The sequence below is a fragment of the Lysinibacillus sphaericus genome (genome assembly GCF_015844675.1).
Lineage (GTDB): Bacteria > Bacillota > Bacilli > Bacillales_A > Planococcaceae > Lysinibacillus > Lysinibacillus sphaericus_E.
Genome location: NZ_LDGC01000005.1, coordinates 24,809 through 39,221, shown reverse-complemented (window position 1 = coordinate 39,221; position 14,413 = coordinate 24,809). Strand labels below are relative to the sequence as shown.

General features: G+C 36.5%; 16 protein-coding genes. 4 read left to right on the top strand and 12 right to left on the bottom strand.

Going from position 1 to position 14,413, the window contains the following annotated elements:
* Positions 1 to 19: 19 nt before the first annotated feature.
* Positions 20 to 973 carry a DMT family transporter gene (locus ABE34_RS01810; protein WP_197140013.1) on the bottom strand — a complete coding sequence of 318 codons (954 nt, stop codon included), beginning with the start codon at positions 971 to 973 and terminating at the stop codon, positions 20 to 22.
* An 84-nt stretch (positions 974 to 1,057) separates the two neighbouring features.
* Here ABE34_RS01810 and ABE34_RS01805 point away from each other — a divergent pair, with 84 nt between their 5' ends.
* Entirely contained in the window at positions 1,058 to 1,630 is a 573-nt protein-coding gene (locus ABE34_RS01805) for a helix-turn-helix domain-containing protein (protein WP_197140012.1), read from the top strand.
* Positions 1,631 to 1,773: 143 nt separating this feature from the next.
* Here ABE34_RS01805 and ABE34_RS01800 read toward each other — a convergent pair whose 3' ends face one another.
* From ABE34_RS01800 to ABE34_RS01780, 5 genes are all read right to left on the bottom strand, one after another.
* Entirely contained in the window at positions 1,774 to 3,435 is a 1,662-nt protein-coding gene (locus ABE34_RS01800) for a methyl-accepting chemotaxis protein (protein ID WP_346655502.1), read from the bottom strand.
* Positions 3,432 to 4,409: a BMP family ABC transporter substrate-binding protein gene (locus ABE34_RS01795; RefSeq protein ID WP_197140163.1), complete on the bottom strand. Its 978-nt coding sequence runs from the start codon at positions 4,407 to 4,409 to the stop codon at positions 3,432 to 3,434. Before ABE34_RS01795 ends, ABE34_RS01800 begins: the two co-directional genes overlap by 4 nt.
* 336 nt (positions 4,410 to 4,745) lie before the next feature.
* On the bottom strand, positions 4,746 to 6,014 hold the full coding sequence (locus tag ABE34_RS01790; protein ID WP_197140011.1) for a PTS ascorbate transporter subunit IIC: 1,269 nt from the start codon (positions 6,012 to 6,014) through the stop codon (positions 4,746 to 4,748).
* Between the two features lie 265 nt (positions 6,015 to 6,279).
* Complete coding sequence (locus ABE34_RS01785; protein WP_197140010.1) at positions 6,280 to 6,543, bottom strand: PTS sugar transporter subunit IIB; 264 nt, start codon at positions 6,541 to 6,543, stop codon at positions 6,280 to 6,282.
* Positions 6,543 to 6,998: a PTS sugar transporter subunit IIA gene (locus tag ABE34_RS01780; protein ID WP_241747060.1), complete on the bottom strand. Its 456-nt coding sequence runs from the start codon at positions 6,996 to 6,998 to the stop codon at positions 6,543 to 6,545. Before ABE34_RS01780 ends, ABE34_RS01785 begins: the two co-directional genes overlap by 1 nt.
* A 366-nt stretch (positions 6,999 to 7,364) precedes the next feature.
* Between ABE34_RS01780 and ABE34_RS01775 the strand changes: the two genes are divergently transcribed.
* The 3 genes from ABE34_RS01775 to ABE34_RS01765 all read left to right on the top strand — a co-directional run bounded on the left by ABE34_RS01775 (position 7,365) and on the right by ABE34_RS01765 (position 10,098).
* A complete protein-coding gene (locus ABE34_RS01775) occupies positions 7,365 to 8,690 on the top strand; it encodes a M48 family metallopeptidase (protein WP_346655508.1) in 1,326 nt (441 codons plus the stop codon).
* Positions 8,691 to 8,785: 95 nt separating this feature from the next.
* On the top strand, positions 8,786 to 9,601 hold the full coding sequence (locus tag ABE34_RS01770) for a YitT family protein (RefSeq protein WP_197140008.1): 816 nt from the start codon (positions 8,786 to 8,788) through the stop codon (positions 9,599 to 9,601).
* Between the two features lie 125 nt (positions 9,602 to 9,726).
* Positions 9,727 to 10,098 carry an MmcQ/YjbR family DNA-binding protein gene (locus ABE34_RS01765; protein ID WP_197140006.1) on the top strand — a complete coding sequence of 124 codons (372 nt, stop codon included), beginning with the start codon at positions 9,727 to 9,729 and terminating at the stop codon, positions 10,096 to 10,098.
* Positions 10,099 to 10,350: 252 nt separating this feature from the next.
* On the opposite strand, the gene ABE34_RS01760 is transcribed toward ABE34_RS01765, so the two are convergent.
* The 6 genes from ABE34_RS01760 to ABE34_RS01735 all read right to left on the bottom strand — a co-directional run bounded on the left by ABE34_RS01760 (position 10,351) and on the right by ABE34_RS01735 (position 14,248).
* A complete protein-coding gene (locus ABE34_RS01760; RefSeq protein WP_079560350.1) occupies positions 10,351 to 10,692 on the bottom strand; it encodes a GIY-YIG nuclease family protein in 342 nt (113 codons plus the stop codon).
* Positions 10,693 to 10,708: 16 nt separating this feature from the next.
* The gene (locus ABE34_RS01755) at positions 10,709 to 11,464 is read right to left on the bottom strand and encodes a DUF2087 domain-containing protein (protein ID WP_197140004.1); all 756 of its coding nucleotides are present in this window, start codon (positions 11,462 to 11,464) and stop codon (positions 10,709 to 10,711) included.
* Between the two features lie 127 nt (positions 11,465 to 11,591).
* Positions 11,592 to 12,467 (bottom strand): ABC transporter permease, encoded by an 876-nt coding sequence (locus ABE34_RS01750; protein WP_197140002.1) that lies wholly within the window; start codon positions 12,465 to 12,467, stop codon positions 11,592 to 11,594.
* Positions 12,467 to 13,387: an ABC transporter ATP-binding protein gene (locus ABE34_RS01745; RefSeq protein ID WP_197140000.1), complete on the bottom strand. Its 921-nt coding sequence runs from the start codon at positions 13,385 to 13,387 to the stop codon at positions 12,467 to 12,469. The genes ABE34_RS01750 and ABE34_RS01745 overlap by 1 nt, the downstream gene beginning before the upstream one ends.
* 5 nt (positions 13,388 to 13,392) lie before the next feature.
* Entirely contained in the window at positions 13,393 to 13,797 is a 405-nt protein-coding gene (locus ABE34_RS01740) for a DUF3021 domain-containing protein (RefSeq protein WP_197139998.1), read from the bottom strand.
* Between the two features lies 1 nt (position 13,798).
* Entirely contained in the window at positions 13,799 to 14,248 is a 450-nt protein-coding gene (locus tag ABE34_RS01735; RefSeq protein WP_197139997.1) for a LytTR family DNA-binding domain-containing protein, read from the bottom strand.
* Positions 14,249 to 14,413: the final 165 nt, after the last annotated feature.

Sequence of the window (14,413 nt, the reverse complement as noted above, 5' to 3'; positions counted from 1 at the left end):
CTACTTGGAGAAAGGAAAATTATGCTGTTTTTACAGAAACAGAACGATTTAAAATACTGTTAGCTATCATTCCAATCATAATAATGATCATACCGATTAGAGATACCCCAACAGGCCAAGAACCGTTTAAAAAAAGGATTTCACCAACAACAGTGAATATCATTGTTCCAGCTTGTGTTGCCTCTACTGCCCCTAACAAAGAAAGGTTGTTTTTTGCTAAGTCAGTAGCGAAGAAAAATGTCATTGTGGCGATAACACCCGAACACAAAGCTAATAAGAATCCTTGCATAATTTGTCCAGATGTGGGTATGCCAGTTGTAGTCCAACCATAAATCGCTAATATAATACTAATAGGAAGGCTACCTATTGCCATGCCTAACACGCGTTGAAATGTATCTAAGCGACCCGCAACGACTTCCATCATTTTTCGATTACCGAAAGGGTATAAAAATGCAGCTATAACTACAGGGAGGAAGCCAGATAAAAATTGAGAAACAGTAATATCCCCAGCTTCTGTTAATTGCATACAAATGACACCTGACAAAATAAATAAGGAAACGAGTAAGCTTCGCATAGGGATTTTACCGCGAACTCGTTTAACCCCTGATTTCGTCTCCAATGTAATAAAAAATAACGGAGATAGTAACAAACCAGCTAAAATGGTTATTTGCCATGTACCTGCTACGAGCCATGCAGGACTAAATACAGCAGCATAGCTTAATAATGAATAAAATCCAACCCCTGCTATTGTGCCATAGCCAATCCATGCCAAAGGATGTTTACGCATTTCTACCCATAGTGGACGAAGGTTTTTGCGAAATAGGACGATAAAGAATAAAATGGGTAAAGCGAATAAAAATCGGAAGGAAGCAGTCCAAGCCCAGCTTGTTCCTGATACGTTCATAACTCGATTTATAATAAATGTAGCTGAAAAAAACGCAGATGATAAAATACCTAATAAGATAGCATGCATTTCGTTCGCTCCTTTCTAAATATATATTATAATATAATTATTTAGATAAAAAGTAAATTATAATATACCGAAAGTGGGGTTCACATGAAAGAACAAGAGGATATGCAAACAAAAGAAGTAATTCTGCAAGTTGGTCAACTGTTACGACAAATAAGAAATGAACAGAAATTAAGTTTAGAAGAGTTAGCGAAAAAAACGGGTGTTAGTAAATTAACATTGGGGAAAATTGAGAGAGGAGAAACGAATCCTACATTAGGCGTCATTTGGAAAATTACAAAAGGATTATCTATTCCGTTATCACGGCTTATGGTTATAGAAGATATAGTAAATGTCGCACGCTGCGGAGAAGGATTTATTATAGAAGAAAATCAAACGTGGCGATTAGAGACTATATTTCGTTACAAAAAAGAAACAGGATTGGAAATGCATCGTGCTTGTTTGCAACCGAATAGCGTGTATGAGGCAGAACCTCATCATGAAGGAGCTATTGAATATGTAACAGTAATGAAAGGGGAAATTTCGATTCAAGTTGGACAAGAAATATATGCATTAAACGAGTTTGATTCGATTCAATTTGAAGCAAATAGAAAGCATAGCTATGAAAACACTGGAGATGAAGTTGCAGTTCTCCATTTAACAATGAAATATTTATCTTAAAATAAGAGCTGGAAGAAATAGAATCAATAATTGTAGTCGATGATGGTTTTATTTAATAAGCAAAATCCCGAATATTGAACGTTATTCGGGATTTTGCTTTTCTTATTATGTGTCTTTCATTTATCATAAAGCTGCATTCATTATTATAATGTGAATTTTTTAAGCTCTACAGACAATGTATTTGTCATGTCTTGAAGTTCTGATACCTTTTCACTAATTTTCTGGAAGGAGTGTAGCTGCTCTTGGGTAGAAGCAGATATTTCTTCTGTTCCTGCAGCAGTTTCTTCTGTAATAGCTGAAATGTTTTCAATGGCACTGTTCATTTGCTGGCTCATTTCGCTTGTTTGTTTCATATCCTCGGTAAGATGCTGTAACTGATCATTAATGTCTAGCACATGAGTTGAAATTGCTTCAAATGACTTCTCTGTATCCGTCATCGATTGTAATTGTTCTTTTGACAGCTGATGTCCCTGCTCTGCCGTAGAAAGAATGAGCGTAATACCATCTTGTATTTGTGTCACCATAGAAGAGATGAAAGCCGTTGCTTTTTCGGTTTCATGAGATAGTTTTTTGACTTCCTCAGCTACAATTGCGAATCCTTTTCCGGCTTCTCCAGCACGTGCAGCTTCGATTGCAGCATTTAATGCTAAAAGATTTGTTTGATCAGCAATAGCGTGGACTGCATTAGCGGCACCTTCAATTTCTGTTGTAAATTGAGAGAATTGAGTAACTGCCTCTTTGATGTTGATCGAAGTTGATGAAATATCCTTCGCAATAGAGGATTGCTTTTCAAGTGAACTACGACCATTTTGGACAGCGGTAAGTGCCTGGTTGCCGTTTATTGCTGAATGTTCACTTGTCTGCTGAACAGTAGTAAATTGATCAGCCATCGTATTCATAAGGATCGCAGTTGACTGGATATCTTCTGAAATAGTGAGGCTTCCCTTCGCCAATTCGTCCGTTGATGTAGCAATTTGTAGACTGCCTTCATTAATCGTTTCAATATAGCTTGTGACATCCTTTGTGAAGAGACCAACATTTTTTCCTACAGTATCAATGGATTGTACGGTGCTTTTTAAGTTAACAATCATTGTGGAAAAGTTCTCAGTCAGTTGATCAACTTCATTTCGACTGCCTTTCTTAAAGGATAGGGAAGAGGTGTCAATGGTCAAATTCCCTGCAGCCACCGATTGTGCATAATCTACAATTCGGTTAATAGGATTTGTAATTTTTTTCGTTGCGACATACGAAAAAATGATAGTAGCAATGATTAAAAGGATACTTCCGATAATTGTTGTTGTAGTAATGAACGAAATTTTTTGCTTTGCCAAATCATTTGTATCTTTATACCATTCATTTGTTTCTTTTTTTAGTAGATACATATCATTCAAAATACCAGATATTCTTATTGCTTGTTTTTTTATTTCAGGACGATTGTGAGCAAGAAACCCTTCTTCTGAAGCCTTCGCTAACTCGTCGTATTTATTCTCGATTTTTTTGATGATCGCCTTATGCTCAGCGACTTTAGAAATCGTTGAGAGTTTTTCTAAATTTACTTTCGTTTCTTTTAAAATGGAAAGAGCTTCATTTTTATTGGCCTCACTATCTAAATAAGTGTAATTATTTAGAGATTGGCTCGCTACAACTAAACTTTGCTCTAGTTCTTTCACTGCGAGTAATAGTTCTGTATCATCTTCTGCAGTTGTTTGTATATCGAATGTTTGAACGATAATAAAGCAAATCATAGCCATTGCGAGGACAATAGGTATAAGTATGTTCATAAATAACTTTTTTCGAAGTGTCACTGGCTGTTCCCCTTTTCCGCAGTAACTTTTATTTGACCCGAAACAATATCTTCTTTTGCTTTTTCAATGGCAGCCTGTTGCTCAGATGTAAGTTTAATAACACGTATATCCGCTAGGCCCACTCCATTATCAGCTAAACCAAATGAAAACGATTTTTCGGAAATTTTTCCGTCCTCAACTAATGTTTTGGCCATTTTAAAAACAGCTTGGTCGACATTTTTTAACATCGATGTTACGACCGTCTTTTCGGCTATGTAAAATTGATCAGTATCAACTCCCGCCGCATATATGCCCATTTCTTCAGCTTTTTTTATAGAGCCAAAACCTGTGAAGCCCGCTGCATGATAAATAAAATCTATACCGTTCTTTATGTAACGTTCTGCGATTGCGGCACCTGCCTCGGTATCATCAAATGTGCCAGCATACTCACTTATAATTTCGATATTTGGATTAAAATATCGAGCTCCCTCAATAAAGCCGTTTTCAAAATGATGGATAACTGGAACACTTGCACCACCAATAAATCCTATTTTTCCAGTTTTACTCGTCATTGCGGCAACCATTCCAAGTAAAAAGCTGCCCTCCTGCTCTTTAAAGGTTATGGAAGTGATATTTGCAACATCTGATTGTCCGTCAATAAGGATAAATTGCTGATCAGGATATTTCTTCGCAGTCTTTTCTAAAGCTTCCTGTACAGAAAAGCCAAGACCAATAATGACGTTATACTTTTCTGTTACTAGTTCTTCTAGCTTCTGTTCGTAATTGCCATCAGGCGCTTCTTTATAATCGAACAAAATACCTAACTCATCTCGTGCTTTCTCAAGCCCTTTAAAAGCCGAATCATTAAACGATTCGTCTCCAAGCCCTGCATCTGAGAGTAAGATTCCAATTTTATAGTCATCTTGCGTTTTTTCAGACGGAGTTGTTGAACAGCCTGCTACTAGTAACATAACTATTAAACAAAAGCCAATCATTATTTTTTTCAAAATGAGTACCTCCAATTGTATGTATGATTTATATCGGCAAAAAGTAATTCTAAGTCAGATGTCAGACAATGGTTTTTTTATTTTACCATTAAATACTATCAGATTTTTTGTAATTTACTACAGGGATTTGGGTTTAAATCATTCTCGATATTTTCAAAGCACTGAGTATTTAGTTCGTTTTTTAATGGATTTTCTCTATGTGTATAGTGAAAAAGGTAGGGGGATTTTGTGAAATATTTATATATTTTGCAAAAACAACCCTTTTCTTTGTAATTAAATTAGCCTCGCAAACATTTAAAGTGTTTGCGAGGCCAATTGTTTATATTAAACTGCACCAAATAATTTTAATACATTTATAATTATGATTCCCACAATGCCAAAGTCTGAATCGCCAAATGTAGTGCCTTCGTAGCCGATATCACCCATAAAGATCAGTAGAACCGCAGGGATAAAGCTAATAATTAATCCGTTCGCAAATGCTCCTACCATAGAACCGACTCTACCACCAGTTGCATTACCGAATACTCCTGCAGCCGCACCTGTGAAGAAATGTGGTACAAGGCCAGGTACAATCACTTTTAGCCCTATGAGGGGGAGTATAAACATAGACACTAGGCCTGCTAAAAAGCTAAACAGAAAGCCGATAATAACAGCATTTGGTGCGAACGGGAAAATAGTAGGGCAGTCTAATGCAGGCTTTGTGTTTGGCACAAGTTTATCTGCAATCCCTTTAAAAGCAGGAATTATTTCGGCAATTAGCATCCGTACGCCAGCCAAGATAATATAGACACCAGCGGCAAAGGTAATAGCTTGAATAATGGCAAAGACGATAAAGTTCGAACCGCCAGATAATTGTGTCTCAATATAGGATTTACCTGCGAATAGGGCAACGATAATGAAAAATAGACTCATAGTCAAGGAAACAGCGACAGATGTATCTCTTAAAAAACCTAGAGATTTTGGGACTTTTATATCTTCTGTTGATTTAGCTTTGTTTCCTAAGAACTTTCCTATTTTAGCGGATACATAATAGCCAATACTTCCAAAATGACCGACAGCAAAATCATCACTACCTGTTATTTGACGAACAGTTGGTTGTAAAATGGCAGGAAATACGACCATGCAAATACCAAGTAGAATAGAGCCAACGATAATAAGCGGTGTGCCACTCATACCTCCGACTGAAAGCGATGCTGCAATTAAACACGCCATAAATAATGTATGATGACCAGTTAAAAAGATATATTTTAAAGGCGTAAATCGAGCAAATAAAATGTTCATAATCATACCGAAAACCATGATCATGGCAGTGGCTGTTCCGAAATTAGTTTGAGCGGCTGCTACAATCGCTTCATTATTTGGGATGACCCCTTGGACATTAAATGCATGATCAAACATATTACTAAAGTGATTTAAAGAACCAATTAAAACGGTTGCACCCGCGCCAAGTATAACAAAGCCCATAATCGTTTTTAACGAACCAGAAAGAACGGTTGAAGCTGACTTTTTTTGGATTAATAAACCGACAAAAGCGAATAGGCCGACTAATATAGCTGGTGTTCCTAAAATGTCATTCATCATAACATCTAACATATTAACACCTCATCCTATCCAATTTTTAACTTCTTTCAGCGGATGTCACGGAATCGGAATGGAGTTCTTAGGGGATGTTAGCCTAAGATCATCGCATCGATGCGATAAAGGCTAACTGACCTGCATCGGTAAAAACGCCACGTCCTTTGGCATTACCGAAATGACCGACATCGTGTCGGCCCTCAGCAGGCCTAAGCACAAAGCCGATTCAGGACGCAATTATGCCGGGCATAATTGATTTAGTTTTTTCAAAAAAATCAATACTTCATAACAGCGGTTTCAGCTTTAATTTAATTTCTGAAATACTCATCATATTAACAATACTAACGATGTGACCTCTTTCTTCAGGCAATTGATTGACAATATCGTCCGCACCAATATAAATATCCGCTTTCTCTGCCTTGGCAGATGCTAAATCTGTATGAGTTACTTCTGCAACTTTTCCAAGTTCGGTTAATGCTTTTTTTACATTCAGCTCCATAATAAAGCTACTGCCTAAGCCATTCCCGCACACTACTAAAATTCTCATCAAGATGACTCCTTTGCCACAATTTGTTGAATTTCTTTAATAATATCTTCTTTATGCTGGCAGGCGATGATGCTATCGATTTGATTTGGTTCTTGCAAAATCTTTGTTAAGTCAACTAATGCTTGTAGATGTGATGCATGATCGGTCGCAGCTAAGACAATAATTAAGAAAACAGGTTTTTTTGGTCCAAACAAGACAGGTTTTTGTAAGCTTAATAGGCTCATGGCTAGCGCGTTAACTCCTTCCGTGGGCCGTGCATGTGGAATCGCTACTTTTGGTGTAATGACTACATAAGGACCGTGTTTTTCAATGGAATGAATCATTGCCTCAATATAGCGTTCTTCGATTTTATTCTGCTTTAATAGTGGACTAGCAGCTAAATGAATAGCCTCTTTCCAAGTATTTACAAAATTTGCGAGTTGTATAGTATCTTTTGTCAGTAACTCAGTTAGCAAGTACAACCCTCCCTTCATAGGGATAAACAATCCCCATTCCATGTTATTATTGTTGGTTACGGAATTATGTTTAAGAGGATATATTTTTATTTGGTAAAACATAAAGTGAATCTTTTACATTCAATTTCGTTTAGCTGTATAGGCAATATTTAGGATCAATAAGTCGAATCTTTCTATTTTAGTAAATACCCGCGGAAGCAAGGTAAATACCCGCGGAAGTAAAGCAAATCCTTACGCAAAGAGGATTCCTTTGGTGTGAATTATAATAGAAGGTAAATAAAAACAAAGAAAATTTGTTCTAACTTTTTCAATTTAGCTTACACTTACTATAGGACGAACTTAGTGTTGAACAAGGGAGGAAATGACATAGCGAAAAAAATGGGAATTGTCGCGCTACTTATATTCGGTGTTTATGTGCTGTGTATGTATTGGTATATATTCCATAGCGGTGGTGGTACTATACCACGAGCAATGCAGGGGACAGCCGCAGATCCAGTGATGTTTATGTCTGAAAAAGAATTATATTTAAGTGGTGAATATTCGAAAATACGGAACTTCCTATTCTTTGTTGCTACACCTTTGGAATGGTTAGTCTTTTTCATGATATTAATAATGGGCGTATCACGTTATTTCGAAAAGGTAGCGACGTCACAAGCAAAATGGAAGCTGTTACAAAATGCAAGTTACTTATTTTTATTATCACTTTTACTATATGTTGTACTATTTCCACTCGATTATTATCGGTACAATTTAAGTAAAGCCTACGGAATTAGTACACAGGGGTTTTCGTCATGGATGCGAGATGGCATTATTGACTTTTGGGTCAACTTTGGCATGAGTTTAATTATCGTGTCTGTCCTTTATTGGCTCATCAAAAAAAGTGCCAAAAGATGGTGGCTCTATGCATGGTTTCTAACAATTCCGTTTACAATTTTTGTAATGTTTATTCAACCTGTAGTTATTGATCCTTTATATAACGATTTTTATCCGCTCAAAAATAAAGAGCTAGAGGCGAAAATTTTGTCTATTGCTGAACAGGCAAATATACCAGCAGAACATGTGTATGAAGTCAATATGGCAGAAAAAACAAATGCCTTAAATGCTTATGTAACGGGTATTGGCAGTAATTCGAGAATTGTCCTTTGGGATACAACGTTAAATCGTTTAACAGATAATGAAATATTATATATAATGGCTCATGAAATGGGACACTACGTTGAGAAGCATATTTATTTTGGTATTGCAGGATATCTTTTACTAACATTGCTAGGGTTATGGCTATCAGCGAAATGTTTAAGGTGGATGATTGGACGTTACGGACAGGTATTAAAAATTAAAAAAATCAGTGATATAAGCTCTTATCCATTGTTTTTACTCATAACATCCGTTTTATTATTTGCTTCAAGCCCTCTGTCGAATTATATTTCGCGGTATCAGGAAACGAGAGCTGATCAATATGCGATTTCATTAACGGGTGATCGAGAGTCTGCAGTTACTGCATTCCAGAAGCTAACGATATCTGGTTTAAGTGAAGTAAATCCACAGTTACTCGTGAAGTGGTTCCGTTATACACATCCGCCAATGCTTGAACGTATTAATAAGGTAGCAGAGAATGTGGAAAAGAATAAAGAGGAGCCTTTAAAAGAAGTGCCGATAAAAGAGGAGCAGAATAAAGAATATCAGAAGAAATAAATGTCGTTTTTTTAACTGCGATACTCCAGGTTTTTTGAACGAATAAGTTGGGTATTCTAAGATTAAAACTGTTCGTTAATGATAGGGGAATTGTTATGCGTAATATTGTCGTAATTACACTTTCATCGATATTAGTCGCCTTTGCCTATAATTTTTTGTTAATTCCACATGAGATTTTAAGTGGGGGATTAAGCGGGATTGCTATCATGCTTGGTATTATTACACCTTTAAATACAGGGGTAATAAATTTACTATTGAACTTGCCTTTACTTATTATAGGGGTCTTAAAGCTAGGGAAACGATTTATAGGATATACCATTCTTTCAGTAGTTGTTTTGTCAGCAAGTTTGTATATTATTCCAATCCATAAAGCTACCCAAGACCCAATTCTCGCTTCATTATTCGGTGGTGTTATTGTGGGCTTAGGGATGGGCATGATTTTTCGTGCGGCAGGTTCCTCGGGAGGTTTTGATATTATAGCGATGCTGCTAAGTCGCAAGCGGGATTTTCCACTAGGTACATTAATCTCTGCGATGAACGGCATCGTTGTAGCTATCTCCGGATTTGTTTTTAGCTGGGATGCAGCATTACTGACGCTCGTATCGATTTATGCCACAGGGAAGGTTGTCGACACGATTCATACGAGTCATATTAAATTGACACTGATGATTATTACGAGCAAGGGTGAGGAAGTCAAACAGCAGCTACTGGAAAAGCTTCATCGAGGTGTAACTATTATGGATGCGAAAGGTGCTTATTCAGGGGAAGGGCGAAAAGTTTTAATTACCGTTATTACGCGATATCAGCTTGCTGAAGTAAAAGGGTTGATAAAAGAAGCAGACGCCAAATCCTTTGTCAATATATTGCAAACTACCGAGGTCATCGGCATGTTTGATAGGGGTATAAAGTAAAGGGTATTCTGGAATATACGTTTGTCATACTAGAAGCAAATAAATATGTATTCCTTCTACACACGTTGTGGATTATAATTAATATAATCGAACGTGTGTTTTTATACTTTGGAGGGGGGTAAATCATGAACAAAGAAACAATTCACGCATATTGTTTAAAGCTTCACGGATCAACATATGATTACAAAGAAGAATGGCAGGCGGATCGCTATCATATTGGGGGTAAAATGTATGGGATGATGGGCGGCGATGCTACTGGTAGACCGGTACTTACGTTGAAATGTGAACCGATTCGAGCTGAAGAGTTGAGAGAAGCCTATGAAGGTATTATTACAGGCTACTATATGAATAAGACACATTGGAATTCAATATATATGGATGTAGATGATGTACCTATAGATTTAGTTGAAAATTTAATCCAACATTCTTATGAGCTAGTTTTCGGAAAGTTAACAAAAAAAGCTCAACAGGAAATTAACTGCGCAGAGAATACTTAGAGTAATATAACAATAGTCTGTCAAAGTAAAGCCCAGCGTAAAGTAGTGGGAGCAGATCGGGTGAAGAAATACTCAGTTTTCGAAGAACTGCTCGTAACCAACTGATATATGCTCTACCTGCGAAAAGGAATAACTAGAAGCAGTGAATGACCGCGCGAAACAACACAATATATGAAATTAAAAAAGAATCTGCAAGTTCATCCAGCTTAACCGCGGAGAAAGCGGATTCTTTTTTGTAGCTTCCATGCATACCTAGTTATACCCTAGTTCACCAAATGGCTGCAGCTTGTCGAGCCATTTTTGTTCTAGTTTTTCTAGCTCTTTTTTGGCATCGAAATAACCTTCTTCTTTTTTCTTCAAATATTCCACAACTTCAATATCAAAAGCATCGTTGCCGAAAGTGTTGTAATCGGCTTGTAGCTCTTTATTAGTATGTGTATTTGTTTTTAGCATAAACTGAAAGCCGTTTAAGCGTTTTAAATTATTGAAGCTACCTACAAACACTTTACCATTTTGTTTATTGGTCATTGTGAAAACACCAGCTTCGATTTTTATTTCTTTATACAGTTCCTTTAATTCTTTTTTATGGTCCATTAGTAACCCTGCTTTCTTATTTTTTAATCCAGTAAGCACTGCCATCCTCTTTTCGATCCATGAAGCCGTATTCGATTAAATAGCGACGTATTTGTACATAGTCCTCATATATGGGCTGAATCATTTCGTTTAATTCTTTTTCTGAATACTGTGTTGCTTCATCGAAAATCTTTGTGATTGCACGGAGTATTACAATTTTATGCTTTTCACGTTTTGGGAAGCGGACAAGCTCCTTGCCGATGCCGTTTGGAAAGTACTTTTCAAGTAATTGCTGTTCTTCAGAAATTGTAATGTTATAGCGATCGTCGACCATCGTTGCCGTTTTGTGAATAGGTACAAAACTGTCTTCCTTTTCATTCTGTTCTTTTAATAGCTCCATCATTGCAAGAAAGGTTTTCGCTTGACGTTCCTTTTCTTTAAGAGTAAAGCGATGGTGACGTATCGTTGTTGCACTACCAATTTCCAGCTCTTCTTTAATTTCTTGATCGGTTTTTCTTTCATAAAATAAGCGTAAAATATGACTTTGATGATCAGTTAGACCTGTCATTTTTTTATGAAGGCCATTTAAATAATGAAATACAGATCGATGTGCAGCAGTAATATGATGTTGCATAAATTTTTCTGCCTCGAAGAGAACGCCTTCATGTGGATAAATAATACCCTTTTCAATTTTTTCTCCGCAAAGTAAACAAGTGAAGTGTATTGCTTCATCATGGTAGCCTTTTTTTATATCATGGATTGAAGCTTGCCAAAATAATTCATTTACATCCATTGGGAACCCTCCTTTTTAAAAAACAAACGATTTATAATTTTGTTTGCTTATTTATTATTAAAATAACAAATCGTTTGAATAAAATCAATAAAAAACACATCGTTTTATAAACGATGTGCGAAAATGTTTATTTGTTTTTCTTTTTAAAAATAATAATAGATAAAATAGCTAGCACAATAATAGTGACGAAAATAACAATAATGCTTGTTGAGGTACTTAATATATTTCCGTGAAGGTCATAGACAATCCCATACATTTTTTTATAATCCTCTACCTGTGAAGCAGGCGCACCTTCGAAAACCTTGGAAATGGAGCTCTCCATAAAGGCATTGCGTAGTAGTAGCGTTGTATGACTGATAGGGAAATACATAATAACATTTTGAGCAAAGCTTGGAAGTGCACCAACAGGTACATAAACACCACAAAAGAAACCGAGTGCTGTACCGACGATTGTACTAAGCGTTGAAAATGAATGTTGGCTTTTAGCAAGTAACACAAGAAAGAGGTTAAAAACACTAGCCAGTAACACAGATAAAAATAGTAAGCCTATTACTTTTAAGAAATCCCCAAAGTTTAGTAGTTCACCGCCTGTTGATACGATAAAAATTTCACAACCAATAAGGGCGATAAAGGAAAATATACAGCCAATGATAAACGCATTTAATACATAGCTAAATTGAATAGTTGCTCGTGATATAGGGGCTGTGAGAAAATCAGCTTGCGCTTTTGTTTCAAGATCCCTTACAGCAATGCCATACGCGGCAAGAGTAGTAGAAACAGCCGTCATAGATAGTAAACCAGCGACAATCCATTCATTAACCATCGTTACCAAAGCTGGAGTAGCCTTTGCCACTTCTTCAATGGCATTTACCTGCATTTTTTGAAGAAACACTGCGTAAAGGATAATGACAATAATGACAGAAAGCAGCGAGTAGAAGACTTGTGTTTTATCACGTCTGAAAACCTTGTTATTTCGTTGTACTAAACTAAATAATGCTTCCATTAAGCTGCACCACCCTCTGCCATAATATGAAGAAAGACATCATCCATCGTACCTTTGATTACTTCAAACGAAGCAATGAGCGGCTCCGCTTTTTTTAATAGCGTTAAAGCATGTAGTGTCGAGTCGACTTGGATGGAGAAAATACCTAGATTTTCTGTATAGGAGATGGCATTTTCTTCGAGCCACTGTACCCCTTCAGAATTATGATGAAAAACAAGTGCCATTGAATCATAGGCGTATTTTGTTTTAAGTTCATCAGGTGTCCCTTCAGCAACAATTTCTCCTTCTTTTAAGACGATGACTTGATGAGCGACAGCCGCTTCTTCCATGTAATGTGTTGTTAAAAAAACAGTCATATTTGTTTCGAGCTGAAGCTGCTTAATCGCTTGCCAAACGAATTGACGCGTTTGAGGATCAAGCCCAGTTGTCGGTTCATCTAAAAACAATATATTTGGTCTATGGATAAGGGCACGAGCAATATCAGCACGCCTCTTTTGACCACCTGATAACGTTCCATATTTACGCTTTTCTATATCAGCTAAATGCAAATATGTTGAAACGAATTGATAGTTTTCGGTTAATTGATTTTTTGATAAGCCATATGTTTTACCACGGTGAAGTATATTTTCCCGCACTGTTAATCGTTCATCTAGTAAACTTTGCTGGAATACGACACCGATGGATTTTCGAATTTCCGCATTGTCATTGCTTGCATCAAGTGTGTAGCCATTAATTTTTACTGTACCGTTTGATTTTTTTAATAATGTACAGAGTATTTCAATGGTTGTTGATTTCCCGGCACCATTTGCACCTAAAAAGGCAAAGAGGGAGCCTTGCTGAACCGTAAATGAAATACCTTTTACCGCCTGATGATTGCCATATTGCTTACATAGATTTTCAACTTGTATAGCAAAGGTCATATTGATTATTCCTTTCTTTTTTGAATTACCTGATTGATTTTTGCAATATCACTTTTTTGAAGCACATAAATAATGCACCAAGCGATAAAGAAAATAATAGCTTCACTTATAAAAATATACGGAATGCCGGAATGTTCAAACCAACCCCCGAAATAGCCTGCAATCAACACACACAGCGTAACTGCAATTACATGTAAAATAAACTGAGCAATAAATGGTAAACGCTCTATATCAAAGATGGTCGACAGCAGACCTATTACAGCTCCAAGGATAGCTGCAATGATAATTTGCTCAAGTAATTCCGGCCCTGAAATCATAGAGTTATTAGATATGACACTTAATGTTACTAAGACGTAGGAAGAGCTAAGTGATATGAGTATTCCAATAATCATCATGCGAATAAATTTCATATTATGAGTCCCTCCCAATACCTAAGTGATGTTTTAGTTCTTTTAAATATTTCCGGCTGACATGGACGGACACATCGTTTTCTAAAATTAGTTCTGTTGTACCGATTTTACCCATTTGAATAGAGGCAATTTTATTAATATTGACGAGTGTCGATTTACTAACTCGGGCAAAGTCTTTCGCCAATTGTGCTTCTAGCTCATATAATTTCCGCTTCGTTTCGAATTCTTGTTCCTCCGTCTGCAAAAAAACTTTTGCACCCTCTGCGTAAATGGAGTAAATATCCGAAATTTTTAGCATATGAATTTCCTGTTGAAAGTAGCCATCTAGCATCGTTGTTTGTGAAGTTTGTAGCTGCTTCATTAGGCGTTCAATTTGCTCGGTGTATTCCTTTGCATGTATATGAATTTCAGTTTCTTCTAGCTCACTATTGATTGTTAAATGAATTTTCATTGGAGGCCTCCTATACATATCTCCTATGGAGAAACACTGAATCAGGTAATAATAATGTAGCATAGAAAATTTTGGCTTGGAGAAAATCTTGGATAAGAGGTTAAATTTTGTAGATAACAGGTTCAATTTGAACGATATATGACTTTGCAAAAAAGTGATGAAGTA